This is a genomic window from Kitasatospora sp. NPDC004615, from assembly GCF_042873545.1.
GTDB lineage: Bacteria > Actinomycetota > Actinomycetes > Streptomycetales > Streptomycetaceae > Kitasatospora.
The window spans coordinates 1,468,346-1,494,882 of record NZ_JBIALQ010000001.1; the positions used below are offsets into that span (position 1 = coordinate 1,468,346).

General features: G+C 71.3%; 25 protein-coding genes and 1 pseudogene. 11 read left to right on the forward strand and 15 right to left on the reverse strand.

The window, feature by feature from the left end; genetic code table 11:
- Positions 1-3 precede the first annotated feature (3 nt).
- The 12 genes from hypF to ACFYS8_RS06525 form a co-directional block, all read right to left on the reverse strand.
- Positions 4-2,298, reverse strand: a complete 2,295-nt coding sequence (gene hypF / locus ACFYS8_RS06470) for a carbamoyltransferase HypF (RefSeq protein WP_387636542.1) — start codon at positions 2,296-2,298, stop codon at positions 4-6.
- 47 nt (positions 2,299-2,345) lie between these two features.
- On the reverse strand, positions 2,346-3,110 hold the full coding sequence (gene hypB, locus ACFYS8_RS06475) for a hydrogenase nickel incorporation protein HypB (protein WP_387636545.1): 765 nt from the start codon (positions 3,108-3,110) through the stop codon (positions 2,346-2,348).
- Positions 3,111-3,116: 6 nt separating this feature from the next.
- Positions 3,117-3,497 carry a hydrogenase maturation nickel metallochaperone HypA gene (hypA, locus tag ACFYS8_RS06480; RefSeq protein WP_387636547.1) on the reverse strand — a complete coding sequence of 127 codons (381 nt, stop codon included), beginning with the start codon at positions 3,495-3,497 and terminating at the stop codon, positions 3,117-3,119.
- Positions 3,498-3,617: 120 nt separating this feature from the next.
- The gene (locus ACFYS8_RS06485; protein WP_380330774.1) at positions 3,618-3,722 is read right to left on the reverse strand and encodes a DUF6893 family small protein; all 105 of its coding nucleotides are present in this window, start codon (positions 3,720-3,722) and stop codon (positions 3,618-3,620) included.
- Entirely contained in the window at positions 3,716-4,246 is a 531-nt protein-coding gene (locus ACFYS8_RS06490; RefSeq protein WP_387636550.1) for a hydrogenase maturation protease, read from the reverse strand. Before ACFYS8_RS06490 ends, ACFYS8_RS06485 begins: the two co-directional genes overlap by 7 nt.
- Entirely contained in the window at positions 4,243-5,604 is a 1,362-nt protein-coding gene (locus tag ACFYS8_RS06495) for a hypothetical protein (RefSeq protein WP_387636553.1), read from the reverse strand. The genes ACFYS8_RS06490 and ACFYS8_RS06495 overlap by 4 nt, the downstream gene beginning before the upstream one ends.
- On the reverse strand, positions 5,601-6,242 hold the full coding sequence (locus tag ACFYS8_RS06500) for a DUF6084 family protein (RefSeq protein WP_189272954.1): 642 nt from the start codon (positions 6,240-6,242) through the stop codon (positions 5,601-5,603). The genes ACFYS8_RS06495 and ACFYS8_RS06500 overlap by 4 nt, the downstream gene beginning before the upstream one ends.
- Positions 6,239-6,886: a DUF5947 family protein gene (locus ACFYS8_RS06505; protein WP_387636556.1), complete on the reverse strand. Its 648-nt coding sequence runs from the start codon at positions 6,884-6,886 to the stop codon at positions 6,239-6,241. The genes ACFYS8_RS06500 and ACFYS8_RS06505 overlap by 4 nt, the downstream gene beginning before the upstream one ends.
- Complete coding sequence (locus ACFYS8_RS06510) at positions 6,883-7,350, reverse strand: thioredoxin (protein WP_387636558.1); 468 nt, start codon at positions 7,348-7,350, stop codon at positions 6,883-6,885. Before ACFYS8_RS06510 ends, ACFYS8_RS06505 begins: the two co-directional genes overlap by 4 nt.
- Positions 7,347-9,128 carry a nickel-dependent hydrogenase large subunit gene (locus ACFYS8_RS06515; protein ID WP_387636560.1) on the reverse strand — a complete coding sequence of 594 codons (1,782 nt, stop codon included), beginning with the start codon at positions 9,126-9,128 and terminating at the stop codon, positions 7,347-7,349. The genes ACFYS8_RS06510 and ACFYS8_RS06515 overlap by 4 nt, the downstream gene beginning before the upstream one ends.
- 79 nt (positions 9,129-9,207) lie before the next feature.
- Entirely contained in the window at positions 9,208-10,263 is a 1,056-nt protein-coding gene (locus ACFYS8_RS06520; protein ID WP_387636563.1) for a hydrogenase expression protein HypE, read from the reverse strand.
- A gap of 134 nt (positions 10,264-10,397) precedes the next feature.
- Positions 10,398-10,571 carry a hypothetical protein gene (locus tag ACFYS8_RS06525; protein ID WP_387636565.1) on the reverse strand — a complete coding sequence of 58 codons (174 nt, stop codon included), beginning with the start codon at positions 10,569-10,571 and terminating at the stop codon, positions 10,398-10,400.
- Between ACFYS8_RS06525 and ACFYS8_RS06530 the strand changes: the two genes are divergently transcribed.
- Entirely contained in the window at positions 10,561-10,713 is a 153-nt protein-coding gene (locus tag ACFYS8_RS06530; RefSeq protein WP_387636568.1) for a hypothetical protein, read from the forward strand. The genes ACFYS8_RS06525 and ACFYS8_RS06530 overlap by 11 nt on opposite strands.
- A gap of 194 nt (positions 10,714-10,907) precedes the next feature.
- Here the strand turns inward: ACFYS8_RS06530 and ACFYS8_RS06535 are convergent, their stop codons facing one another.
- Positions 10,908-11,192: a hypothetical protein gene (locus ACFYS8_RS06535; RefSeq protein ID WP_387636570.1), complete on the reverse strand. Its 285-nt coding sequence runs from the start codon at positions 11,190-11,192 to the stop codon at positions 10,908-10,910.
- Positions 11,193-11,725: 533 nt separating this feature from the next.
- Here ACFYS8_RS06535 and ACFYS8_RS06540 point away from each other — a divergent pair.
- The 4 genes from ACFYS8_RS06540 to ACFYS8_RS06555 all read left to right on the forward strand — a co-directional run bounded on the left by ACFYS8_RS06540 (position 11,726) and on the right by ACFYS8_RS06555 (position 15,937).
- Positions 11,726-11,917 (forward strand): hypothetical protein, encoded by a 192-nt coding sequence (locus ACFYS8_RS06540; protein ID WP_387636572.1) that lies wholly within the window; start codon positions 11,726-11,728, stop codon positions 11,915-11,917.
- 46 nt (positions 11,918-11,963) lie between these two features.
- The gene (locus tag ACFYS8_RS06545; protein WP_387636574.1) at positions 11,964-12,680 is read left to right on the forward strand and encodes a cytochrome b N-terminal domain-containing protein; all 717 of its coding nucleotides are present in this window, start codon (positions 11,964-11,966) and stop codon (positions 12,678-12,680) included.
- Between the two features lie 10 nt (positions 12,681-12,690).
- Positions 12,691-13,833: a hypothetical protein gene (locus ACFYS8_RS06550; protein WP_387636577.1), complete on the forward strand. Its 1,143-nt coding sequence runs from the start codon at positions 12,691-12,693 to the stop codon at positions 13,831-13,833.
- Between the two features lie 1,105 nt (positions 13,834-14,938).
- A complete protein-coding gene (locus ACFYS8_RS06555) occupies positions 14,939-15,937 on the forward strand; it encodes a hypothetical protein (protein ID WP_387636875.1) in 999 nt (332 codons plus the stop codon).
- Positions 15,938-16,130: 193 nt separating this feature from the next.
- On the opposite strand, the gene ACFYS8_RS06560 is transcribed toward ACFYS8_RS06555, so the two are convergent.
- Positions 16,131-18,911 carry a SpoIIE family protein phosphatase gene (locus tag ACFYS8_RS06560; protein WP_387636579.1) on the reverse strand — a complete coding sequence of 927 codons (2,781 nt, stop codon included), beginning with the start codon at positions 18,909-18,911 and terminating at the stop codon, positions 16,131-16,133.
- Between the two features lie 103 nt (positions 18,912-19,014).
- Between ACFYS8_RS06560 and ACFYS8_RS06565 the strand changes: the two genes are divergently transcribed.
- Entirely contained in the window at positions 19,015-19,470 is a 456-nt protein-coding gene (locus ACFYS8_RS06565) for a phage tail protein (protein WP_387636581.1), read from the forward strand.
- Between the two features lie 327 nt (positions 19,471-19,797).
- On the opposite strand, the pseudogene ACFYS8_RS06570 reads toward ACFYS8_RS06565, so the two are convergent.
- Positions 19,798-20,811: pseudogene (locus tag ACFYS8_RS06570) on the reverse strand (reverse transcriptase domain-containing protein); the annotation flags it as partial.
- Between ACFYS8_RS06570 and ACFYS8_RS06575 the strand changes: the two are divergent.
- The 5 genes from ACFYS8_RS06575 (at position 20,714) to ACFYS8_RS06595 (ending at position 26,533) form a co-directional block, all read left to right on the forward strand.
- Positions 20,714-21,034 carry a hypothetical protein gene (locus ACFYS8_RS06575; protein ID WP_387636584.1) on the forward strand — a complete coding sequence of 107 codons (321 nt, stop codon included), beginning with the start codon at positions 20,714-20,716 and terminating at the stop codon, positions 21,032-21,034. The pseudogene ACFYS8_RS06570 and the gene ACFYS8_RS06575 overlap by 98 nt on opposite strands.
- 437 nt (positions 21,035-21,471) lie before the next feature.
- A complete protein-coding gene (locus tag ACFYS8_RS06580) occupies positions 21,472-22,461 on the forward strand; it encodes an alpha/beta hydrolase (protein WP_387636586.1) in 990 nt (329 codons plus the stop codon).
- An 11-nt stretch (positions 22,462-22,472) separates the two neighbouring features.
- Positions 22,473-23,993, forward strand: a complete 1,521-nt coding sequence (locus ACFYS8_RS06585; protein ID WP_387636589.1) for a peptidoglycan DD-metalloendopeptidase family protein — start codon at positions 22,473-22,475, stop codon at positions 23,991-23,993.
- A gap of 95 nt (positions 23,994-24,088) precedes the next feature.
- Positions 24,089-25,474 (forward strand): hypothetical protein, encoded by a 1,386-nt coding sequence (locus tag ACFYS8_RS06590; protein WP_387636877.1) that lies wholly within the window; start codon positions 24,089-24,091, stop codon positions 25,472-25,474.
- A 291-nt stretch (positions 25,475-25,765) separates the two neighbouring features.
- Positions 25,766-26,533 (forward strand): serine/threonine protein kinase, encoded by a 768-nt coding sequence (locus ACFYS8_RS06595; RefSeq protein ID WP_387636591.1) that lies wholly within the window; start codon positions 25,766-25,768, stop codon positions 26,531-26,533.
- Positions 26,534-26,537 lie beyond the last annotated feature (4 nt).

The following is a 26,537-nucleotide window of genomic DNA, read 5'->3' on the forward strand; positions in this document are numbered from 1 at the left end:
CTCTCAACCCGCGCCCGGGCCGCCGGCCCGGGCGGCCACCATCAGCTGGCCGAGCGCCAGCCCGCCGTCGTTGGGGGGCACCCGGCGGTGCCGCAGCACGGTGAAGCCGTCCTCCCGCAGCCCGCGCGCGCAGGCCGACGAGAGCAGCGCGTTGGCGAACACGCCACCGGTCAGGGCGACCGTGTCCGTGCCCTGCTCATCGCGGGCGGCCCGGCACTGAGCCCGCACCAGCTCGGCCACCGCGGCATGGAACCGGGCGGCGACCAGGCCGCCGGACGCCCCTCGGGCGAGGTCTGCGACCACGGCGGCCAGCACCGGCTCGGGCTCGCCGAGCAGCACGCTGCCGTCGCGCCGGAACCCGAAGGCGTACCCCTCGGCGGGCCCGTGGGCCAGCGCTGCGGCCTCGAGCTCAATGGCCGCCTGCGCCTCGTACTCGGCCAGCTGGCAGACACCGGCCAGCGCGGACACCGCGTCGAACAGCCGCCCCATGCTGGAGGTCGGCACACAGTTCAACGACCGATCCAACTGGGTTTCGAGTACCGCCAGTTCGTCGCGCGGGCAGGCCCGGACCGGTGCCAGGTCGGCCGACCACGGAATGCCCGCCGCCCACAGGTGGGCGAGCGCCATCCGGTACGGCCGGACCACCGCGGCGTCGCCGCCGGGCAGCGGCACGTACGCCAGGTGTCCGAGCCGCCGGAAGCCGTCGTAGTCGGCGAGCAGCACCTCGCCGCCCCAGACGGCGCCGTCGTCGCCGTACCCGGTGCCGTCGAACGCAACCCCGATGACGGGCCGGCTGCCGTCCAGCCCGTGTTCGGCCATGACGGAGGCAATGTGCGCGTGGTGGTGCTGTACCGGCCGCACGCGTGCGCCGCCGAAGGACCGCCGGGCGTGCCGGGCCGACCGGTAGTTGGGGTGCCGGTCCACCGCCAACACCTCGGGCTGGACCCCGGTGACGGCCTCCAGGTGCGCCGTCCCGCGGTCGAAGGCTTCCAGTGTGGCGAGGTCGTCCATGTCCCCGATGTGGCCGGACAGCCAGGCGTAGCCGTCGCGCGCCAGCGCGAAGGTGTTCTTGAGGTCCCCTCCGACGGCCAGCACCGGCCGGACCGGCACGGGAAGCGGCAGCGGCAGCGGCACGTGGCCGCGGGAGCGCCGGACCGGCAGGTGCTCCCCGTCGACCACCCGCACCACCGAGTCCTCGCACGGGACGTGGATGGTCCGGTCGTGCGTCAGCCAGCCGTCCACCAGCGGAGCCAGCCGGTCGAAGGCGTCCTGGTCGTCGGTGACGATCGGCTCGCCGGAGAGGTTGGCGCTGGTCATCACGAGCAGCCCCGGCCCGGGCGGCGCGAGCAGCAGGTGATGCAGCGGGGTGTACGGCAGCATCACGCCGAGGTCGGGGCTGCGGGGCGCGACGGCCTCCAGCGCCGCCACCGCCCCCGGCGCCGAGACTTTCGGGCCCACGCGGCGGAGCAGCACGATCGGCCGGGCCGCACCGGTGAGCAGTTCCTCCTCCACCGGCCCCACCTGCACCAGCCCGGCGAGCTCGGAAAGGTCCCGGGCCATCAACGCGAACGGCTTGGAACCGCGCCGCTTGCGCCGGCGCAGCCGGGCGACGCTCGGCAAGTTCCGCGCGTCGCACGCCAGGTGGTACCCGCCGATGCCCTTGACGGCCAGGATCGCGCCGCCCCGGAGCATCCGGCGGGCCCCGTCGAGGGCGTCCTCGCGGCGGGTCGTCCGGTCACCCGGTACGACGAGGGAGAGTTCGGGCCCGCAGGCGTGGCAGCAGACCGGCTGGGCGTGAAAGCGCCGGTCGGCGGGGTCGGTGTACTCCCGTGCGCAGTCCGGACACATCGGGAAGTCCGCCATGGTGGTGTTGGCGCGGTCGTACGGCAGACCGGTGACGATGGTGTGGCGCGGCCCGCAGTTGGTGCAGCTGATGAACGGGTGCCGGTGGCGGCGGCCGTGGGGGTCGGCCAGTTCGGCGAGGCAGTCCGCACAGGTGGCGGTGTCCGGCGGGACCAGGGAGCGCCGCAGGCCGTCGCCGCAGGAGGGGGTGATGGCGAAGCCGGTCGCGCCGGTTGGCGGCAACGGCGCATGTTCGACTGCGTCGACGCGTGCCAGCGGCGGCGCGTCGCCGGCGACGCGCCGGCAGAACGAATCGAGCGCCTCGGTCTGCCCTTCGATCTCGGCGAGCACCCCTTCGCCGGTGTTGGTGACGGTCCCGGCAAGGCCGAGTTCGGCGGCGAGCGCGAAGACGAACGGCCGGAACCCGACGCCTTGGACGACCCCGCGCACAGCCACCCGCCGCCGCTCCAACCCGGCTGCCGGCGAAGCTTCCTGAGCGGCCTTCACAGGTGCTCCGCGGCAGCACCGTCGTGCGAGTGCGCATCCCCGCGGGAGTGCAGGTGCCCGGGCCCGTTCGCCGACGCTCCCGCCATCACCGGCCGGTGCACCTCCGCACCGTCCAGCACGGCGCACGCCCGGTCCAGCAACTCGCCCACGCCCTGCCCGGTCCGGGCCGAGGTGAACACCACCTCCACCCCCGGGTTGACCCGGGCGACGTTGGCCAGGAACGCCGTCTCGTCGAACTCCACCGCCGCAGCGAGGTCGGCTTTCGTCACCAGCACCAGGTTGGCCAGCCCGAACGCGGTGGGGTACTTGAGCGGCTTGTCCTCGCCCTCGGTGACCGAGGCGAGCGCCACCCGCAGCGTTTCGCCGAGGTCGTACGAGGCCGGGCAGACCAGATTGCCGACGTTCTCCACGAACAGCAGCCGGGTGCCGGCGGGCAGCCAGCCGGCCAGCTGCCCGGTGAGCATCTCGGACTCGAGGTGGCACAGCCCGTCGGTGAGCACCTGCTTCACCGGCACGCCCGAACGGGCCAGCCGCAGTGCGTCGTTCTCCGTCGCGAGGTCGGCGGTGAGGGCGGCGACGGCAATCCCGCGGTCCCGGGCCAGGCAGAGTTCGGCCTCGAGCAGCGCGGTCTTCCCGCTGCCGGGGCTGGAGAGCAGGTTCACCGCGACGGTGCCCTGGGCGGCGAGCCGGGCGCGCAGGGCGCGGGCACCGTCGTCGTTCCGGGCCAGGACCGCCTGCCGGAGTTCCACCGTACGACACATGGGAGTTCAGCCTTCCTGTCGGGCTCCGGCGCCCGCCGGGCGCGCGGCCCGTTCAACGCCGATGATCTGCAGCTCGCGGCCGGCCAGCAGTTCGACGCCGGAGCCGGCGCAGTTCGGGCAGCCGAGGTCGGGCGGCATACCGACGGACCATTCGGTTTCGCACCCGAGGCACCTCGCGCGGGCCGGCACCGTCTCGGTCTCCAGGACCGCGCCTTCCAGCAGCGTTCCGGCGCAGGCCAGTTCGAAGCAGAACTCGAGAGCCGAGGGCACCACGCCGGCCAGTTCGCCGACCTGCAGCCGCACCAGGACGACGGCCTCCATCCCGTGCTCGCGCGCCGCGGCGTCCACCTGTTCGACGACTGCCGCCGCGATCGACATCTCGTGCATGGGCCCCGTTCCCGCTGCTGGGAGGCAACAAGGCTTCATTGAAGGGCGCGGCGGCGGCAGCGGCTCGGAGCCGCACCGCCGCCGCGCCGGGGGGCTACGCCGTTCGCAGCAATCCGCGGCTCACATCCGGCTGATCCTCACGTACCGCTTCACGTCGTCCAGGTTCTGCCAGATCACCGCCGCCACGGCTGTCACGACGGCCGCACAGAGCAGCTTCTTCACCATGCCGTTGTCTCCCTCTCCACTTGCAGGTCCGCCTTCGCGCCCGTCGGCTCCTCCGCGCCGACGATCCGCAGAACCACCCGGACCGCCTCCTCGACGGCGGCGGCAACCGGTGTGCTCAGGCCGATTCCCTCGTCCAGCGACTCCGGCTCGCAGCCCACCACGAGCACCCGCTCGGGCAGGGTGCCTCCGGTACCTGCGGCCAGGGTGCCGAGCAACGCGAGTACTGCGTCGGGTCCCATCCGGTGCCCGTCCAGGACGGGCACCTCGACCGGGCCGGCGTCCGGTTCGATCAGGTAGACAGTGCCCGGCCCACCGCCTCGCGCGGTGGCGTCGACCAGCACCAGCAGCCGGTAGCCGTCCAGGGCCTGGTATGCGAGGTGGACGCCGCGCACGCCCACGTCGAGCAGTTCAACCTCGTCCGGCAGCGGGTGCTCCCCCAGCCGCCGGACGGTCTCCACCCCGAACCCGTCGTCGCCGAGGAGGATGTTGCCGACCCCGGCGACCAGGACGCGGCCCGTGCTCATGGCTCCTCCAACAGGGCGATCTCGTCGGGCTGGAAGTAGCGGAAGCGGCCCTGGGCCCGCCACAGGTCCGCGCCGGGGTCGTCCTCCACCGTCACGGCGAGGTGGACCGAGCCGTCCACGTCGTGCAGCACGGCCTCGACGAGGGCGGTCCGCCCGTCCAGGAACAGGTCCTGCGCGTCGGTGCGCCGCCGCCCGGGCCTGAGCACGACCCGGCTGCCCGCACCGACCTGCCGGCCGTTGACAACGACCCGGTCGTGTTCCGGGTCGGCCTCGGGGTCGTCGCCCGGATCCCACCACGGCCGGCCGGGCACGTTCCCGGTGATCTCGCGCAGGCCTCGGACGGCGCCGTGCAGGCGTTCCAGCACCTCCGGCGGCATCGAGTCGGCGAGGTCGATCACTGCGCCGGCCCGCTCGTCGGTACCGCGGGCCTCGCGCTTCTCACGGTCGGTCAGGGCGGCGGTCCGCAGTGCGAGAATCTCGTCGATCTCGGTCGCGTCGTAGAGCGCGCCGGGGCTCTCGGGGGCGATGCTCGGGTGGTCCTCCAGGATGATCGGCGAGGAGAGCAGCACCCGGCAGCGCCCGGGCGGCCCGGCGAGGACCGGCCAGGTGTGCTCGTTGCGGCACTGCGCGACCGCCTCCCTGGCCCACTCGGGCGGGTCGGTGACCGACAGGAAGGAGCCCCGGTCGAGCCCCAGCAACAGGTGCGCCGAGACGAGTGAGTGCTGCAGCGCCGCCTCCCGCCCAGCTGCCGGCGCCGCCGTCCGGACGGTGGTGTTCTCCACCACGACGGTCAGCCGCTGGACCGCGTACGGCCCCGGGACCGCGCGGGCCGTCAGCCTCAGCACGCCCTCGACCGACTCCCGTCGCCGGACCAGCCGTCCGATCGGCACGTCTTCCTCATAGAGGATTTCGATGTCCTCGCCGGCCAGGAGGTGGAACGGGTGCACCACCCCCTCGGCCGGCTCCGTGACCGGAAGCAGTAGCTCGATGCGCTCCTCGACGCCTTCGTCCCACGGCACCATCACCCGGTCGGCGAGCTCCAACTCCTCGGCCTGCTCGAACCCGCCGCCGGGCAGGGCGCGTTCGACGGTGCGGCGCTGAGCCCGCAGGAAGCGCAGCTCCACAGCCAGTCGGTCGCCGGGGCGCGGCTCCATCAGGCACTCGGTGCGCTGGTGGGAGTGCTCGCCGCTGTCCTCGCCCCAGCAGGGCGGGACGAGCACGCCGAACTGCCAGCGGAGCCGGTTCTTGGCGGCCGAGGCGCGGTAGGGGTACAGCACGTACCCCTCGAAGAGCACGGCGTCGGCGATCTGCCGGGCCTGCGCGAATCTGCTGTCGAACTCCTCGGTCAAGGCGGTCACCGGGCGGCGTCCTCGAGCTCGGTGGCGGTCAGCAGTTCCCGCACGGTGGCCTCCCAGGAGGGCAGGGCGCGGCGGGAACGGTAGGCGAGCAGCGCGTCCATCACGTCCTCGGGCAGCCGCAGCCAGCCGCAGCCGGGGAAGTGCCGGTCGATCGCCTCCCGCCACACCGCGACGGGCATCCGCACCGAGGCCTCCCGGTCCCACGGGACCGGGGTGACCTGGAACCCGCGGGGCCCGGCGAACGCGGTGCCCGAGAACAGAAGCAGCAACGGGACCTCCCCGCCGTCCAGCGCCCTGAGGTAGCGGGCGGACGCGACGTCCATGTCGTAGGTGCACGGCACGGGCAGGTCCACCTCGGTCTCGCCGGTGAACCCGGGGACCATCAGCGGCACCTGGGCGAGCTGGACCGGGTTGAGCGTCGTGCCCCAGCGGGAGCGCTCGCCGAACAGGTCGGCGAGCCGCTCGCCCTCCGCCTCGCCGTAGCCGCGGCGGGCGGGTTCGATGCGAAGCTGGCAGCGGAGCGCGAGGGCGTGCACCCGGGCGGCGGGCGCGGTGATCCGCAGCCGGAAGACGAGCGTGGGCCCGGCGGCGTGCGGATCGGTCGTCACGCCGGTACAGGCGAAGCCGAGTTCGGTCATCGGGAGACCTCCGCCGCCAGCGGCCTGGCGCGCTCGTCGAGCCGGGCGAAGAAGGCGTCGAGTTCGGCCCGGGCCTCGGCGCCGCCGTCGAACCCCCGCCAGCAGCGCCGCAGCCGGCCGACCAGTTCGTAGCAGGTGTCGATGGGCACCAGGTGGCACTGGACGCCGTCTTCGGTGTGCCGCAGCAGCAGCGCCTCGACGTCCGGCTCCAGGACGGCGGCGAGCCGGCTGCCGTCGAGGGCGGTCTGCCAGGCGGCCTCGTCCGGCTCGCTCTCGGTGGCACCGGCCGGGCCGGGGTAGAACACCACCAGTCGGTCCTGCCTGGCGTTGCGGAACAGGAAGGCGGTCCCGACCGGGATGCCGAGCGCCGCCCAGGCGTCCTCGCCGATCCGGTGGTCCGGGTCGATCAGGTGGCGGTCGGGGACACTGCGGTAACGGCCGCCGGCCGCGCCCGGCTGCTGGAAGAGCAGCCCGCACGCGGTGCAGACGCAGGTCAGGGCCTGTTCCTCGGTGTCCACCAAGTGCCGGTGGTGCTGCGGAACGCGCTGGCCGCAGAAGGTGCAGCGCTCGGGCTGCGGAGGGGCCGGTTCGCGCAGCCGGCGCAGCAAGGCAGTGCCGAGCCTGTCGAGTCGACGGATGCTCACCGTGCCTCCGCCGGGCTGGGCGGGCGGGCCGAGATCTGCAGCAGCTGCGGGGCCTGTTCCAGCTCAAGCGCCGTCACCTCGGGTGCGTGGCAGGCGAGAACGGTCTCGATGTCCTGCTCGGAGCAGCCGCAGCCTCCTCGGGTGCGGCGGAGCCGGGCGGTGCCGGTGGCGGGTTCGTAGCCGGACAGTTCGATCGGCTCGGCGAGGGTGGCGAGCGCCCGGCGGATACGGGCGGTGGTGTCCTCGGGGTGCAGGTCGTGCAGGACGAGCAGTCCGGCCACCACCGGGTCGTCCAGCAGCCGGTCCAGCGCGGGCGGCGGCACCGCCCGGACCAGTCGGGTGAGGCCGTCGCCGTACATCTCCATCAGCTCGCGCACCAAGTGCTCGCCGGTCTCCTGCGCGCCGCACGCGGCGAGCCGGTCCAGCGCTTCCTGGACCCGTTGCCCGGTCTGCTCCGCCGTCATGCGAGCCCGCTCAGGCCGGTGGGCACGTGCATCTGCTGCACGGTCTTGCCACCGCCCACGTACATGTGGACGCCGCAGGGCAGGCAGGGGTCGAAGCTGCGGACGGCCCGCATGATGTCGATGCCCTTGAAGTCGTCCGGGGAGTTCTCCTCGAAAATCGGCGTGTTCTGCACCGCGTCCTCGTACGGGCCGGGCGTGCCGTAGCTGTCGCGGACGCTGGCGTTCCACGGGGTCGGCGGGTACGGGTGGTAGTTGGCGATCTTGCCGTCCCGGATCACCATGTGGTGCGAGAGCACACCGCGGACCGCCTCGGTGAAGCCGCAGCCGATCGACTCGTCCGGCACCTCGAAGCGCTCCCAGGTCTGGCTGCGGCCGGCGCGGACCTCCTCCAGCGCCTTCTCGGCGAAGTGCAGGGCCGCGGCGGCAGCGTAGGCCTGGAAGTAGGTGCGGGCGCGGTTGCGCTCGATGGCGTTGCTCCACTGCGGGATCTTCCACTCGAAGGTGGTCTCCGGCTTGGTCATCGAGCGCGGCAGGTTGATCACCACGCTGTGGCCGGTGGCCTTGACGTAGCCGATGTCGACCAGCCCGGACAGCGCGGTGGACCACAGCCGGGCGATCGGGCCGCCGCCGGTGTCGAGCGCCAGGTGATTCTTGCCGTCGAACCAGCGTGGGGACATCACCCAGCTGTACTTGTCGTCGAAGTTGCGCTTCTGCGGCTGCGGGATGGTGTGCTGGTTCCACGGGTGGCGCGGGTCGACCGGGTTGCCGAGCGGGTCGTGGGTGACGAACAGTTCCTTGCCCTGCCAGTCCTCGTAGTAGGAGCTGCCGAGCAGGATCCGGATGCCGAGGTTGATCTCGGTGAGGTCGTTGGTGACCAGTTTGCCGTCGACCACGACGCCGGGGGTGACGAACATCCGCCGGCCCCAGTCGGTCATGTTGCGGTAGGTGAAGTCGCAGTGGTCCGGGTCGTTGAGGCTGCCCCAGCAGCCGAGCAGGACGCGCCGCCGACCGACCTCCTCGTACCCGGGCAACGCCTGGTAGAAGAAGTCGAAGAGGTCGTCGTGGAGCGGCACGACCTTCTTCATGAACTCGACGTAGCGCATCAGCCGGGTCAGGTAGTCGGTGAACAGCTGGACGGTGGCCACCGTGCCGACACCGCCCGGATAGAGCGTGGAGGGGTGCACGTGGCGCCCTTCCATCAGGCAGAACATCTCCCGGGTGTAGCGGCTGACCTGCAGCGCCTCGCGGTAGAACTCACCCTCGATCGGGTTGAGCGAGCGCATGATGTCGGCGATGGTCTTGTAGCCGTGCTCGCCGGCGTGCGGCGCTTCCGTGCGCTCGGCCAACTCCAGCACGCCGGGGTTGGTCTCGCGAACCATCTTCTCGCAGTAGTCGACCCCGACCAGGTTCTCCTGGAAGATGTTGTGGTCGAACATGTACTCGGCGGCCTCGCCGAGGTTGATGATCCACTCACCGAGGTGCGGGGGCTTCACGCCGTACGCCATGTTCTGGGTGTAGACCGAACAGGTGGCGTGGTTGTCGCCGCAGATGCCGCAGATCCGGCTGGTGATGAAGTGCGCGTCGCGCGGGTCCTTGCCGCGCATGAAGACGCTGTAGCCGCGGAAGACCGATGAGGTGCTGTAGCACTCCGCCACCCGCTTCTGCTTGAAGTCGATCTTCGTGTGGATGCCCAGGCTGCCCACGATCCGGGTGATCGGGTCCCAGGACATCTCCACCAGGCCGCTGCCGTCCCCGGCCGCCTTGGTCATCGGTGCCATCGTGTCTGTCGTGCCCTTCTGAAGGGGTGGGAGGAGCGGCGGGCGGGCCGCCACGCGGGGTGCGCAGCGGCCCGCCGGGTCACCACGGGGCGCGGTAGCCGGTCGTGAGCTTGCGGCCGGTGCGGCGCCACTTGGGTTCCTTGTCGAGGGTCTTGAGGGTGATCGCACGCAGCCGCCGGATCACCGAGCCGTACGCGGAACTGGCCGCCGTGGAGACGGTCGAGCCGGGAGGCGGGTCCATGAACGGCATGAACTTGTCAGGAAATCCGGGCATCGTGCAGGCGATGCAGATGCCGCCGACGTTCGGGCAGCCGCCGACCCCGTTGATCCAACCGCGCTTGGGGACGTTGCACTTCACCACCGGGCCCCAGCAGCCGAGCCGCACCAGGCACTCCGGCGTGCCGTAGTCGGTGGCGAACTGCCCCTGTTCGTAGTAGCCGCCGCGGTCGCAGCCCTCGTGCACGGTGGCACCGAACAGCCAGGCGGGGCGCAGCTTGTCGTCCAGCGGGATCATCGGCGCCGAGCCGGCCAGCTGATAGAGCAGGTACGTCAGGGTCTCGGCGAAGTTGTCGGGCTGGATCGGGCAGCCGGGCACGCAGACGATCGGCAGCCCCGCCTTGGACTTCCAGTCCCACCCGAGGTAGTCCGGCACACCCATCGCACCGGTCGGATTGCCCTCCATGGCGTGGATACCGCCGTACGTGGCACAGGTGCCGATCGCGACGACGCCGGTGGCCTTCGGGGCGAGCCGGTCCAGCCACTCACTGGTGGTGATCGGCTGACCCGTCGCCGGGTCGTCGCCGAAGCCGCACCAGTAGCCCTCCTCCTTGATCTCCTCGTTGGGGATGGATCCCTCGACCACCAGGACGAACGGGTCGAGTTCGCCGCGGTCCGCCTTGAAGAACCACTCAACGAAGTTGTCGGCGCCCTGCACCGGTCCGCACTCGAAGTCGATGAGCGGCCAGTGGACGGCGACCTTCGGCAGGCCCGGCAGGGCCCCCGTGACGATCTCCTCGATGCTCGGCTGCATGGCGGCCGTCAGAGAGACCGAGTCGCCGTCGCAGCTGAGCCCCGCGTTGATCCAGAGAATGTGCACCACGTCGGTGTCGGTGGCACTCGTTGTTGCAGCACCCATGAGGATGCCTCCTCGGAGCCGGGAGAGCCGGACACGATGGCTCAGAACCGTCTTAACAGCGGTTGGCCCGGCACGCCGGTCCACAGGGCCGTGCGGAACATCCGATGGGCCGCAGACCAGGTCCGCCATTCGGATCAATACACCGCCGCTCGGGGGGCGAAGAACTGGCGGCGCATCACCGCCAGCTCCTCGGCACGGTACGCGGCCGGCGGCCGACTGCGTTCGTCGCCCTTCCGAGCGGCCTTCTTCGCCACGATCCGGCCCTCTTGCCCCATAGCCGAACCGAGGGTTCCCTTCATGGTGCTCATCGCCGCGTTCGGGGCCGCGCTGCTCGTCGCGGTCCTGCTGTCGGGCCTGGCCGCTCGCACCGCCCTCTCCACCTCGTCGCTGTTCCTCGCCGCGGGCGCTTTCAGCGGCGGCCTCGAACGCAGCCACTCGCCTGACGACTGACCACAAGAGGGGCGCCAATGTTGGCGGCCGGTTCGGATTCCCCGCACGCAGCCGGTTGACGGGGAGTCACCAGGCTGCGGATGCGACGACGTGCAGTCGTCGACGGAGTCAGAATGAACAAATACCCCGTCGCGACCAGGCTGCAGAGGCCAGGCCTGCGGAAACGTGCTCGGCGAGGCGATGTGAACGATCGTTCACGACCACATTGCGAACCTCACGAACCTGTTCGTGGTCATGCTCGGCACCGGCATGCGCCGCGGCGAAACCCTCGCCCTCCACTGGTCGCGGCGGGTGGCGTCGGTGTAGCCGGACCTCCTCCGCTTCCCGGTGGCCGGGTAGATGTTCAGGGCGGTGGAGCGGCCGTCGGGGTGGAAATCGGGGTCAGCGCTGTAGTAGTCGCCGTCGGCATTGGTAAAGCGGTGCACGACCACGGGCACGGACCGGTGCTGCACGGCCAGCAGGCCGGTGAGGGCGTCCACGTCGAGGGCCACCACGTCCTGCGGGTCGGCCCCGCCTGCTGATCTCCGCCCAGCCCGACACCACCCCACTGCCCATCACCGCCCTCGAGCGCCTGGACGAGCGAAACCAGAGGCGGGAATCGGAGCGTGGCAGAAAGCCGTGGAACGGGCACGTGCGAGCGGCCCCGAACCAGTTGCTCCGATCGGCACAGCGCTCGCCAGGCGGCCGAAAGGATTCGCCCCACGGGAATCCGGTCCATTCTTCCCCTGCCGCGGTTTCGCCTCTCACACGATTGAGGGATTAAGGCCAGTAAATTCCTCTTGCCCGTCCCCGCCGAATAAACTGCGGCAGAGGATCAAGGGGATTTCCGCAGGTTCCTTGCACACGGCTCAAGCTCACGCGAACCTCGCTGAGCACCGGTTTCAGTGTGACTCACTCGGCGGCCCTGCCGCGCCGCTGTGCCTCTCGGAGAGGGCCACCCCTGGCTGCTGCGGCCGGGCAAGGGCATGCGGTGCAACGTGTCGTCCGACCGATCGTCGAAGGGAGGTGAAGCATGATCAAACAGCTCTGGGGGCCGGTGTTCGACCTGGTGGGCGACGGCGGCTTCAACGCCGCCACGTTCAGTTGGTTCACTCTCAAGGTCGGCAACCTCATCGAGATGGGCCTGGTCGTGCTGATCTTCGTTGCCGGCATGTTCATCAAGCTGCCCGGCGGCAAAACGGAGCCGTCGGAGGACGCGCGATGACCGGCCGGACCGTCATCTCCGGAGATGCAGCCGTCGGGAATGCCCGGTGAGCGGCGGCGGTGCCGCCCCGGGCGGCCGGGGACCGGACCCGACCACGAACACCACGGGTGCCGAAGGGTTCTCGTGGAAGCGTCCAAGCCCGTGGCTGCGGGGCTACCTGGTACGGAACCTCCCGCTGCGCAAGTTGCTGCCCGACCGGGAGCCGGCATTCGTCTCCTCGGTGCTCTACACCATGGGGGTGTTGACGCTCGCGGCACTCATCATCACGGTCGTCAGCGGCGTGATCATCGCACTGGGTGGGGTGTCGTTCTGGCATACGAACACCTTCGGCGCTTTTATGAACAGCATTCATTTCTGGGGTGTGCAGGCCATGTTCTTGTTCATGGCCGTCCACTTCATGACGAGCTTCTTCACCATGGGCTGGCGCGGCGGGCGCGGTTGGACGTGGATCACCGGTGTCCTCGCCTTCATTGTGAGCATCCTGACTGCTTTCACCGGCTTCTTGATGATGACGAACTGGGACAGCCAGTGGATCGGCCAGCAGGCCAAGGACGCGTTCAACGCGCTCGGCATCGGTTCGATCTGGAACGTGATGAACGCAGGTCAGCAGTTCACCGTGCATATGGTCGTCACCGTCGCCGTGCTGCTGTTCATCGTCCTGGTGCACATCGGCCTGATCCGACGCAGGGGCGTCGCGCCGCCACCTGGGGCGGAAGCACTGGAGGTCCCCGACGAGCCGGCCCGAACCGCGGTCCGGGGCTGAGGAGGCAAGGATGGCAGCACCCGCGCAGGAGCCGGGCACCACTCGCACCAAGCACCACGCGCTCGCCACCTGGCAAGGCCCCGAACGCCGCTTCGATCTCATCGCCGAGGGCACTGTCGCGGTGGTCGTCGTCGCCCTGCTGTGCGTTCTTGCCGCAAGCCTGTGGGGTTCCCCGAACGGCGGTCTGACCTATCCCAAAGGCCCGGCCTCCCCACCCGGGCAGGCGTTCAGCGCCAAGTACTGGGACACCAATGACCCCTCCGACCTGACCCAGACGGCAGTGCAGGAGCTGCTCGGTGGGAGCAAGACGGCCGGGTACGGCCCGCCGTTCAACACCACCTCCGGGGCATCGCAGGAGATCGCCGGGATCCGCCCGGCGGAGATCGCGAAATCGGTCTTCGGCCTGACCCTGCCGATCAACACCGCCGACGACTTCGTCCTGGCCCCGGTCTCCCGGCTCGCCGCGCCCTTCGACCCCACCGTCGCGGCGGCCGTCAGTCAGTACAAGGCCGCCGGCGGCGACCTCTCACCGGGCGCACCAGCGACCCGGCTCGCATCGCCTCAGCAGACGATCTGGCTCAACAACTACGCGAGGGCGCTGGCCGACCCGAGCGCGACGTTCACCCCCACCTCCGCCACGGTGGGCCCGGGCGACTACGGACCTGTCCCGGTGATCATCCAGGCGGAACAGCTGATCGCTCAGAACGGCAGCCTCGACGGCTATTTCCAGAGCAGTGATCAGCAGCTGAGCACCAACACCACGAAAGCGACCATGTTCTTCGGTGACGGCAACCTCTGGGCCGACATCGCGACGGCGCAGGGCGTCGCGGGTGACCAGTGGGGCGTCATGAACGAACTGTGGAACTACCCCGGGCAGGTCTGGCTCTGGCTGTATGCCGGCATGTACCAGATTCCTGCGCTCAACCCTTCCGGAAACGCCAATCTCGACCTCGATGTCGGGCTGCTCATGATCTTGCTCGGCTTCCTGCTGCCGACGTTCGCGCCATGGATTCCGGGCATCAATCGCATTCCACGATGGATCCCCCTCTACAAGATCATCTACCGGGATTACTACCGCAGAACCGGCGGTGGCCATCCCCCCGCCGAGACGCCCGACGAGCCAGATCCCGCACCGTCGAGCCCCACGACATGATTGAGCCCGGGTGGAGTCCCTGAACGACCGTGCCACCAGCCCCCCGGACCCGGGCGACGACTCGACGCCGGCCTGGGACGAGCCCGGCGCACGTCCGGCACCTGTTGGCGTTCCGATGGTGCCGCTGGTGAAGTGCAGCAGAGCCGTCTCTGCGGGGTCGGTGGCCGGACCGCGGAATCGCCGGACGGAGCGCGCGGCGCACCGGGCCAACGGCGGGCGCGGTATCGGGCCGCGCGTGGGACGTGGGCGGCTGGGCGGCGGCGTGGCCCTGGATGAGCAGGCGGGTGGAGCCGCGGAGGTTGAGCCGGTACAGATCGTCGGGCCGGAACCAGTGGACCAGGACGCCCTCGCGCAGATCTGCCTGGTCAGGGTGACCGCCCCAGCGGGCGGTGAAGATCCGGATTGGGACGGCCAGGCCGTGCCGGTCGGTCGTCCACTCGGCGGTCAGCGGCTCGACCGACCCCAGGTGGATGCCGGGGACTTCTTCGGCGAGTTCGCGGCGATCTCCGCGAGGGTGGCAGGCAATCGGGCTCCGTATCCGGTGTCACGGGACGGGCCGGCCGCTCGGGCCGGGGCGTCAAGTCTCAGCGGTTCAGGGCGTGTTGGGTGCTCGACGGGAGCGGCCGGGGGTCCGATGTTCGGGGATCGGGCGGGCGTCGTTCAAGTGGGTCGCCTCCGGGCACTCCTGGGTCGAAGGGTGCGTTTTCGAGCGCGTGGGCGGCGCTGTCCACCGCAGCGTCCAACCGTTTGCGGATGCCCTCGGGGGGCTGCCACTTCCCAGTGCGCAGGCGGCGCCGGGGCCTCGCCGTTCGCTCGGGCGCGCCGGTCCGGTGCTGGAGATCCTCTTCCGCCCAGTCCGCGAGGCGCTCCAGAACGGCCGAGCGGCGGTACTCGTTGGCCTGCTCCCCGACCTTGCGGCCGACGGCCGAGGGCCGCAGGATCTGGCCCCAATGGTCGTCGGGATCGGTCTCACGGACCACCAGTCCCAGTATCGCACCGGGCCGAGTCGGCCCAGCCCGCGCCCGCGCCGCCCACCCACCACACCCCACCCAGCCGCTGGCACGGGATCGGCCACCTGGCCGTGCACCTGCTCACGCCGCTACTGATGTGCCTGGGCATGGCGCTCGCCTACCAGGGCGCCTTCCACCAGCCGGAGCCCCACCACCTGAAGGTCGCCGTGGTGGGCACCACCGCGCCGGACCAGGTGCTGGCGCAGACCCTCAAGGACCGGGCGGGCGACGCGCTCGACGTCACCACACTGCCCAACCGGCAGAGCGCCGAGCAGCAGCTGCGCGACCGGGACCTCGTCGGCGCGTACGTCCCCGACGCCAACCGTCCGGAACTGCTCGTCGCCAAGGGCAACTCCGACACCTCCGCGATGGCCGCGGAGGCGGTGTTCCAGCCAGTCGCCGCGCACCAGGGCGTGCCGCTGGCCGTCACCGACGTGGCCCCGCTCGCGGCCGGCTACCCGACGGGGCAGGGGATCTTCTTCCTCCTGGTCGCCCTCAGCATCGGCTCCTACGCCAGCGTGGCGGTGATCGGCACGGCAGGCGCGGCCCTCGGCATCCGATTGCGTGCACTGGTCGGGCTGGCGACCTCGCTCGTCGTCAGCGCGATCGGGATCGTCACCGCGGGACCCGTGTTCCACATCGTCGACCACCAGCAGGTCGCGATCTGGGCGCTCGGCTGGCTCTACTCGGCGGGCATCGTCGCCATCGGCACCGGCCTGCACGCCTTCCTCAAGCGGTGGACCACGCTGACCATGATGGTGCTGTTCGTGATGCTCAACTTCACCACCTCCGGCGGCATCTACCGTCCCGAGCTGCAGAACGGCTTCTTCGGCGCGCTGCACGGATTCTGGAACGGCGCCGGATTCATCGAAGGCGCGCGCAGCATCCTGTACTTCGACGGTGGCGCGGGCCTCGGCGGGCGGGTGCTCTCGCTCGCGCTGTGGCTCGTGGTCGGACTGGCGCTGCTCGTCGCCGCCGGTATCTACGAGCAGCGGCAGCGGACTGCCGCGGTGACCGGTCCGACGGCGGAGCCCAGGTCCGACGAGCTCACCGAGGACGAGCTGGAGGAACTGGAGGAGACCGTCGCGGTCTGACGCGAGCGCGCCGCTGAATGCCCAAGGGACGGCGCATCCCTCCGCAAGACGGGCAACGAGTCCTTCTCGCTGACGGATCGACAGCAACCGAGTGGATTCCTCGACACCGGAGAATTCACGGCGCGCGGCCCGCAGCACCGGCGGCACGGTCTCCTCACGCCGACGCGTGTCGGCGTTCCGGGCGTTCGCGGGCTCACGGGTGCAGCTCGCCGAAGCCCTCGAACCGGAACTCCGGCGCGACCAGCGACTGTTCGGCCCAGATGACCTTGCCCCGGGCCGCGTACCTGGTCCCCCACCGCTCGGCCGTCTGCGCCACCAGGAACAGGCCCCGGCCGCCCTCGTCCGTGGTGGCGGCGTAGCGCAGGTGCGGGGCGGTGCTGCTGCCGTCCGAGACCTCGTGGACGAGGCTGCTGTCGCGCAGCATGCGGACCCGGACCGGCTCGGTGCCGTAGCGGATGGCGTTGGTGATCAGCTCGCTGAGGATCAGCTCGGCGGTGAAGGACAGGTCCTCCAGTCCCCAGGCGGCCAGTCGGTCGGCGCACTCCTTCCGGATGCGTGACACCGAGGCGAAGTCGAACGGCACGTCCCAGCTGGCCACCTGGTCGGCTTCGAGCAGCCGGGTGCGCGCCACCAGGAGCGCGATGTCGTCGGTGGGGCGCGGCGGCACCAGCGCGTCGGACACGGCCTGGCAGATGTCGTCCGGGGAGTGCCGGACATCGGCGCCGGCCAGGGAGCGGCGCAGTGCCTCCAGTCCGGTTCCCAGGTCGCGGTCGCGGTTCTCGACCAGCCCGTCGGTGTAGAGCACCAGGGCGGTTCCGGGGGCCAGCCGCAGGTCGGCGGTTTCGAAGGGCAGTCCGCCCACGCCGAGCGGCGGCCCGGCCGGCAGGTCGACGAACTCGGCGCTGCCGTCGGGCCCCACCAGCACCGGCGGTGGATGTCCGGCCCGCGCCATGGTGCATTCGCCGGACGTCGGATCGTAGATCGCGTACAGACAGGTGGCGCCCGTGACGGCCGCCCGCTCGCCCTGGCCCCCGATGTCCCACTCTCCCCCGGAGTTCTCCGCCGGGTCGAGGCGGGTGACCAGTTCGTCGAGGCGGGCGAGCAGTTCGTCCGGGGGCAGGTCGAGGGCGGAGAGGTTGAGGACGGCCGTGCGCAGGCGGCCCATGGTGGCGGCGGCGTGCAGGCCGTGGCCGACGACGTCCCCGACGACGAGCGCGACGCGGAAGCCGGGCAGCGGAACGACGTCGAACCAGTCCCCTCCCACCCCGTGCAACGCCGGCAGGTAGCGGTAGGCCGCCTCCAGGGCGCTCTGCTCGGGCAGTGCTCCGGGCAGCAGGCTGCGCTGCAACGCCTCGGCCATCGTGCGCTCGCGGGTGTACCGGCGGGCGTTGTCGAGGCAGACCGCCGCGCGGGCAGCCAGCTCGTCGGCGAAGGAGAGGTCGTCCTCCTCGAACGGCGGCGACCCCGCCCGCCAGAAGTGGACCGTGCCCAGGGTCGTGCCACGGGCCCGAAGGGGTGCGCAGATCAGCGAGTGGACCCCGTACGAGAGCACCCGGTCGGCCGCCTCCGGGCTCCGCGCCCGCCAGGCGTCGGACCCGCGCAGGTCGGCGACGAGCGCGGCGCGCCCGGTGTCCAGCGCGATCTCCTCCGGGGTGCCGGGGCGCGGATCGAGCCGCGAGCCGATCGGGAAGAACGGCCAGTCCTCGTCGACGCCGCCGACCGCGACGCGGCGGATCCACAGGCCCTGCGCGGTGCCCGGGTCCGGGGGCTCCTCACCGTTCAGCACGGCGTCGGCCAGCTCGACCGTGGCGAAGTCCGCGAAACCGGGAACGGCCACGTCGGCCAGCTCCTGCGCGGTCCGCGCCACGTCCAGGGTGGTGCCGACCCGCAGCCCGGCGTCGTAGAGCAGTTGCAGTCTGGCCCGCGCGGTCTCGGCCTGCCCGGCCAGTGCGCGCAGTTCGGTGGTGTCACGGACGGTCGCGACGCTGCCCGGCTCTCCGCCGAACGGTGCGGTGGGGCGGTTGTTGACGGCGAGCAGCCTGTCCCCGGCCCGGTGCACCTCGTCGGTGGCGGCCCGCCCGGACGCCAGCAGCTCGGCCAACGCGGGATCGAGCCCGAGTTCGGAAGCGGCCCGCCCCTCCACGTCGGGCGGCAGTTCGAACAACCGGCGGGCCTCGTCGTTGGCCAGCAGCACCTGTCCGTCCCCGCCGACGATCAGCACACCCTCGCGGACGGCGTGCAGCACCGCGTCGTGGTGCTCGTACATCCGCGTCATCTCGGCCGGGCCCAGGCCGTGCGTCTGGCGTCGCAGCCGCCGCCGGGCCAGCGCCGCCCCGCCCGTGCCGACCGCGAGCGCGGCCGCCGCACCGCCGATCAGGATCGGCAGCTGCCGGCCCACCGCGCTGCCCACGTGGGCGACGGTGATTCCGACCTGGACCACGCCGGCGACCGAGCCGTCCGGCCGGTGGACCGGCGCGCCGGACTCGACGACCCGCCCGACGGGCGTCCGGAAGCTGTCGGTGGTCGGCCCGGCGAGGGTGTGCTCGAACGGACCGATGACGTGTTTCCCGATCAGGTCGGGGCTCTGGGCCGAGTAGCGGATCCCGGCCGGGTTGGCGAACACCACGTAGTCGACGCCGCCCTCCTGCACGACCTTGTCCGCCAACGGCTGCAGCACCGCGGTCGGATCGGGACCGTCCATCGCGCTCACCACGCCGGGGGCCCGCGACAGGGCGACGGCCACGGCCCGGGTGCGGCCCGCGGCCTCACCGGTGGCGGACCGCCGGGCCTGCAGCACGAGCGCCGTCAGCGCCACGCCGACCAGCAGCAGCACGACCACCAGCAGCACCACGAACACCTGCCCGGCAACGGTGCGCACCCGCAGCCGCGAGCGCACCCCGCTTCGGGCGGATCGCTGTCCGTCCGACCCGCCCGGTCCTGCACCTCGAGCGGCATTGCCGTCCGCTGCATTCATCCAGGCCATCCCCGCACATCCGGGTCCCAGCTCCTTCCACGCTGCCACCCCGCCCGATGTCGCGCACAGCAGGAGAATCACCAGAGGTCCGACGGAGCACGGCATGGCCACCACCGAGTACATCAATGCGGACTACCCGGTCCCGACGAACCGGTTCGTCCTCGACATCGACGGCGACGGCAGGACCGACGGCGTCTTCGCCTCGGTGTCCGGGTTGGAAGCCGGCATCGAGACCTTCGAGTACAAGGACGGCGCGGGCAACGTTGTCCAGCCGCCCGGTCAGCGGCAGGGCCTCAGCATCACCCTGCGCCGCGGCACCGTCCCGAAGAACAGCCCCCTGTTCGCCTGGCTCTACTCGGTCAGCGAGAACGAGGTCGACAAGAAGGACTGCACGATCACCCTCACCGACGAGTCCGGCATCACCGGACTCGTCACCTGGACCATCACCGACGCCTTCCCGGTGAAGCTGTCCGGCCAGAACCTGGACGGCACGAACGGCGAGGGGACCGTCGACGAGGTCGTCCTGTCCGCCGATCGGCTCGCCGTCATGTTCCACTGACGACTCGGCCGCTGTCCCCATGAGGGCGACGGCAGGGCGTGCCGACAAGACGGGGCCGCCCCGCACAGGTCGGGGTCGCCGCGAGGTCGGCCGCCAACCACCATGTCCCCGCCGGCGTGCCACCAACGTGCCCCGGGAGACCGCGCCAAAGGGAGCCGACGGGGGTGCCGTGTCAGCTCTTCTCGTCGTCGGCCCAGGTGAAGGTGTAGACGTACCACTTGTCCGTCCCCCTCTTGCGCTTCCACCGGATACGGAAGCCGAGGAAGTCGAACCCGTCGCCCCATGCACCACTTGGGTCTTGACCGGTGACAGCCGCAACCCGAGCGAGGCCAGCGCGACGGCGACATCTTCGCGCAGCGCTTCGGCGTGCTCGCGCGAACCGTGCACCAGGACAACGAAGTCGTCCGCGCAGCGGACCAGCCGCCACGTCGGCCGCCCCTTGCGGTGCCGGTAGTCGCGCTTGCCGTGGGTCGACATCGCCCCACCCGGCTTCCACGGCTCCATCACGTACTCGTCGAGCACGCTCAGGGCGAGGTTGGCCAGCAGCGGGGACAGGATGCCGCCCTGCGGCGTGCCGGTCACCGTGTCCTGATGCCCGCCGAGTTCCGTGAGGACCCCGGCTTTCAGGAACGCCTTGACCAGCGCCAGGACGCGTTTGTCCTTGACCCGCAGACGCACCCGGTCCATCAGGGCCGTGTGGTCGATCGAGTCGAAGCACGCCTCGATGTCCGCGTCCAGCACCCAGCGGTAGCCGCGGGAGCCGAAGTGGTGGATCTCGGCGATCGCGTCCTGAGCACGCCGCTTGGGCCGGAAACCGTACGAGCACGGCAGGAAGTCCGCCTCGAAGACCGGTTCCAGCACCAGCTTCAGCGCCGCCTGGACGACCCGGTCCGCAACGGTCGGGATACCCAGTCGCCTGAGCTTTCCCGACCCGCCCGGTTTCGGGATCTTGCGCTCCCGCACCGGAAGCGGCCGGAACGAGCCGTCCTTGAGACCGTCCCGCAGGCTGTCCAGGAACCCGGGCACGCCCACCTGCTCGGCGACATCGGCGACCGTGAGGCCGTCCACACCGGCGGTGCGCGCACCCCGGTTTCCCGCGACCCGGTCGAACGCCACGATCAGCGCCGCCGGATCACACACGAAGTTGAACAAGTCATCGAACCGGCGGCCGGGATCGGCCACCGCCCAACGGTGAAGCTTGGCCTGCATCTCCGATACCCGCGACCACGACCCCGCAGGAGCCATGCCCGGCTCGAACCACAGCGCCACACGGCGCACGCACGACCTGCGCCACGGAGCCGCGAGCCTCGCATTGACCGGCGGCTGCGATCTGAAGGTCATCCAGGCCCAACTCGGTCAGTCCACCATCATCACGACCGCGGACACCTACACCTCGGTCCTGCCCCAGACCGCCCACAATGGCGCCGAAGACACCGCCAGAGTCGTCATCGACGCCGCCCGGACGATCTCCCGCAGCATCCGCCACCAGCCCAAACGCCGCCACCGCCGAACGAATCTCCACTCGGCCACCCACACCGCCGCCAGAACCCCCCTCGCGGCGTAGCCAATTGAGAGACCAGCAGATCCCTTGTCGCCCCACCCGGGGCCCACCACCGACCCATCAGCGACCCGAACACGACGAAGGGCGCCCTCCCGAAGGGAGAACGCCCAGGTCAGGAGGCATTTTGGTCTAGTGGGCCGCCAGGGCTCGAACCCTGAACCTACGGATTAAAAGGGCCGGACCCACCGCTGCCTCGGCCGCCGCTGAACCCCCGCCGACCCGGCCGTCGCCGTCCGCTGGTCCGCCCGTCCGCGCGTGGGGTGTTCGAGGCTGTCGGCCGGCCCGGTCAGGGGACAGGCGCCAGTCTCGGGCGACGGGTCCGCTCCTGTCAGTCCGTATGGTTCCGGGTTCTGCGCCGCGCGGAGCGTGGCTACCGTCCGAACCGCTCGATACCCGGCGGTCCGGACAGGCCCGCCGTCACGCGCCTTCAGGAGGTCACGTTGACCGCGCACCACCCCACCCGTAGGAGCATCCTCAGGTCGGCCGGCGGGCTCGGCGCCGCGCTGGCGCTGGGCACGGCGGGCTCGTTGGCGTCGGCGGAGCCCGCGGCAGCGGCCGGCAACGGGTTCGGCCTGACCATCGTGGACCGCAACGAGGGCGACCCGCGGATGTGGTACTACCGCTTCCAGACCTCCGCGATCGGCTGGAACCCCGCCGTGAACGTGCTGCTGCCGGACGACTACTGGACGAGCGGGCGCACCTACCCGGTGCTGTACCTGTTCCACGGCGGCGGCACCGACCAGGACTTCATCACCTTCGACCGGATGGGCGTCCGCGACTGGACCGCCGGCAAGCCGATCATCGTCGTGATGCCGGACGGTGGCCACGCCGGCTGGTACTCCAACCCGGTCAGCTCCAACGTGGGGCCCCGCAACTGGGAGGAGTTCCACATCAACCAGCTGCTGCCGTGGGTCGAGGCCAACTTCCGCACCTTCGCGGAGTACGACGGCCGCGCGGTGTCCGGCTTCTCGATGGGCGGATTCGGCGCGCTGAAGTACGCCGCCAAGTACTACGGCCACTTCGCCTCGGTCAGCGCCCACTCCGGCCCGGCCAGCCTGCGGCGGGACGGCGGACTGGTGGCGCACTGGGCCAACGCCTCCTCCGCCGCGCTGGACCTGGCGGGCGGCACGATCTATGGCGCGCCGCTCTGGGACCAGGCGCGGGTGACGGCGGACAACCCGGTGGAGCGGATCGAGAGTTACCGCAACAAGCGGGTCTTCCTGGTGGCCGGTACCAGCCCCAGCCCGGTCGACTGGTTCAGCAGCATCAACGAGCCCCAGGTCCTGGCCGGGCAGCGCGAGTTCCGCTCGCTGCTCGACCAGGCCGGCATCCCCCACGATTCGCACGAGGTGGACGGCGGCCACATCATCCGGCCGGATCTGATGCGGCTCGACATCGACGGCATCATCGACCGCCTGCGCAAGGCGTGAGGAGCGCTCGGATGTACTCCTCGTTCTCCCGCCGCGCCTCGCGGCTGGCGCTGGCCGCGGTCGCCCTGCTGCTGCCGGTCGGCGTGCCGGCCGCCCCTGCCGAAGCAGCGGCCGCAGCGGCCGCCGGGTTCGCGGCCTCCTGCCCGGCCGCCGGGTTCATCTCCCAGGGCTACACCCCGGAGCACAACGGCATCGACATCGCCAACGACTACGGCACCCCGATCTACGCGGTCGGCGACGGCCAGGTGCTGGCCTCCGGCCCGGCACAGGGCTACGGCCAGTGGATCCGCATCCTGCACCCGGACGGGACCATCACCGAGTACGGGCACATGCAGGAGCGGGACGTGTCCACCGGCGACCACGTGACGGCCGGTCAGCTGATCGCCCGGATGGGCAGCGAGGGCGAGTCCAGCGGCCCGCACCTGCACCTGCGGGTCTGGGCCGACGCGAACGCAACCGTGCGCACCGACCCGATCGGGTACCTCGCGGACCGCGGCATCGGCATGCCCTGCACGCCGGGAACCGGTCCTCGCCCCGCTCCGCTGGTGTATCCGGCGCAGTCGGGGAAGGTGGTGTCGGCCCGGTCGGCGGACGGTCGGCTGGAGGCGTTCGCGGCGGGGGCGGGCGGTGTGTCGCACGCCTGGCAGACGGCGGTGAACGGTGCCTGGTCGGACTGGGAGAGTCTGGGCGGTCCGGGCGGGGCCGAGTTGACGATCGGTTCCGATCAGGACGGCCGGCTGGAGATGTTCGCCCTCAACGGCAGCACTCTCCAACACCGTTACCAGCTCCAGCCCTCCGGTACCTGGTCGGGTTGGGACACCTTCGGCGGTGGCGGTCACGCCGTCGCCGCCGGCGCCAACCAGGACGGCCGGCTGGAGGTGTTCGCGTCCGGCCCCACCGGGTTGTTCCACAAGTACCAGACCGCACCGAACGGAGGCTGGTCGAACTGGGAATCCGCCGGCGGCGGGCCCGCGAACAGCGAGATCGCGCTCGGCAAGGCCCCCGACGGCCGACTGGAGGTCTTCGCCCTGAACGGCAGCACCTTCCAGCACCAGTGGCAGACCGCCGCGAACGGCGCCTGGTCGAGCTGGGAAACCTTCGGCGGCGGAGGACACGACCTCACCGTCGACCACAACCAGGACGGCCGCCTGGAGGTCTTCGCCTCCGGCTCCGCCGGGGTCTTCCACAAGTACCAGACCAACCCGACCACCTGGTCCGGTTGGGAAGCCGCCGGCGGACCCGCCGACTCCCAACTCACCAGCCAACCGACCGCGGACGGCCGCGTCGAGGTGTTCGCCCTCAACGGCAGCACCGCGCAGCACACCTGGCAGACCAACCTGAACGCCCCGTACAGCCCGTGGGACACCTTCGGCGGAGCCGGCACCGAAATCACCGCCACCGCCAACGCCGACGGACGGATCGAGGTGTTCGGCACCAGCAGCGCCGGCGTCTACCACAAGTGGCAGACCGGTTTCTCCACCTGGTCCGACTGGGCCTGGCTCAACACCACCGCCGGCCCCGCCGTCAGTTGAGGAGCGATCACTTGACCAGCACGCACCGCGCCCACCGGGCGCCCCACCGTGTCCTGCTGTCCGCCTTCGCCGCGCTGGCCGTGGCGACGGGCCTGATGGTCGGCACCACGCCCGCGTCGGCCGCCACCGGCATCGACCTGTGCGCCGAGGTCGGCTACAACGCGGGCTTCCGGGGCGACGCCCTGGTGACCGCGATCGCCGTCGGCATGGCCGAGTCCAGCTGCGACCCGTTGGCGTCCAACGTCCAGAACAACACCCCGCCGTCCCGCGACCGCGGCCTGTGGGAGATCAACGACTACTGGCACCCCGAGGTCAGCGACGCCTGCGCCTTCGACGCCCAGTGCAACGCCAACGCGGCCTTCCAGATCTCCAACGGCGGCACCAACTGGCAGCCCTGGTCGACCTACAACGAGGGCGCCCACCGGCGCTACCTGGGCGCGGCCCAGGCCGCCGCGGACCGCCTGGGCCACCCCGCCCCGGGACCCGCTCCGCTGGTGTATCCGGCGCAGTCGGGGAAGGTGGTGTCGGCCCGGTCGGCGGACGGTCGGCTGGAGGCGTTCGCGGCGGGGGCGGGCGGTGTGTCGCACGCCTGGCAGACGGCGGTGAACGGTGCCTGGTCGGACTGGGAGAGTCTGGGCGGTCCGGGCGGGGCCGAGTTGACGATCGGTTCCGATCAGGACGGCCGGCTGGAGGTGTTCGCCCTCAACGGCAGCACTCTCCAACACCGTTACCAGCTCCAGCCCTCCGGTACCTGGTCGGGTTGGGACACCTTCGGCGGTGGCGGTCACGCCGTCGCCGCCGGCGCCAACCAGGACGGCCGGCTGGAGGTGTTCGCGTCCGGCCCCGCCGGGTTGTTCCACAAGTACCAGACCGCACCGAACGGAGGCTGGTCGAACTGGGAATCCGCCGGCGGCGGGCCCGCGAACAGCGAGATCGCGCTCGGCAAGGCCCCCGACGGCCGGCTGGAGGTCTTCGCCCTGAACGGCAGCACCTTCCAGCACCAGTGGCAGACCGCCGTGAACGGCGCCTGGTCGAGCTGGGAAACCTTCGGCGGCGGAGGACACGACCTCACCGTCGACCACAACCAGGACGGCCGCCTGGAGGTCTTCGCCTCCGGCTCCGCCGGGGTCTTCCACAAGTACCAGACCAACCCGACCACCTGGTCCGGTTGGGAAGCCGCCGGCGGACCCGCCGACTCCCAACTCACCAGTGAGCATTCGCCGGACGGCCGGGTGGAGGTGTTCGCCATGAACGGCAGCACCGCGCAGCACCTCTGGCAGACCGCCGTCAACGCGCCGTACGGTCAGTGGGAGACATTCGGCGGCCCCGGCACCGAGGTCGGCGCGGCAACCAACGCCGACGGACGGATCGAGGTGTTCGGCACCAGCAGCGCCGGCGTCTACCACAAGTGGCAGACCGGCTTCTCCACCTGGTCCGACTGGGCCTGGCTCAACACCACCGCCGGACCCGCCGTGCCCTGACGGCCCTCCCGGGGCACGACCGCGACCGAGTCCGCGACTGCGATCGCGCCCCCGATCGACACCTGCCGACGGGCGGGAGCACCAGTGCTCCCGCCCGTCGGCCGTTCCGCCATCAGGCACTCGGCGGCGCTGCGGCCCTGACTGTCCGTCCGGCGCCCCGTACTCCCCGTCACGTGGTCTGCGCCACCACGCGGTTTATTGTCATGCTCAAGGAGGTAACGTTTGGTCCGTCTGGCCACCACCGGCAGGCCGAACGGTGCAACGGGGAGCAGCGCGCGGGACGGAGGAACGGTGAGCGGAATTCTCGTCCACCTGCCGGAGGGGAGCAGCGAGGACGCGGTGACCCTGCGGCTTGGTCCGGGGGAGCGGGCGCGCTTCGGCCGCGGCTCCGCCCGTACGCCGGTCGAGCTCCGGCTCGGCGACGAGACGGTCTCCCGGCTCGCCGGCGAGATCCACGCGACCGACGACCACTGGCAGTTGAGCAACCTCAGCGACACCCACTCCTACCTGGTGGAGAACCCGGAGGGCGCCGGCGAGTACCTGCGGGTGCCGCCCCGGCGGATCGGCGCGCCGATCCCGTTCGAGTTCTCCCGGGTGGTGCTGCCCTCGCGACGGGAAACGCCGCTGTCCTTCCAGGTGTTCGCGCCCGACCACGTCTACCTGGACGCCCACGCGCTCGGCCGCGGCTCCTGGGAGAGCCGCACCATGACGGCGTACTCGCTGGACGAGACCGCCACCTACTTCCTGGTCCTGGTCGCGCTCTGCGAACCGTGGCTGCGCGACCGCTCCCCAGCCGCCGTGCCCACCACCCCCCAGGTGGTCGAGCGGCTGCGCCTCCACCCCGCCTGCGCCCGGCTCACCGCCCGCGCGGTCAGCTCGCACCTCGACTATCTCGCCGACGAGAAACTCCGCATCGACCTGCCCGACGGCGCGGTCCGCGCGGACCGGCGCAACGGCAAGCGCGAGGCCGTCGTCGGGCTCGCGCTGAAGTTCGGCATCGTCCGCGAGGAGCACCTCGCGCTCTTGCCGCGCCCCGAAGCCGCCGCGCCCGGACGGTAGGAGG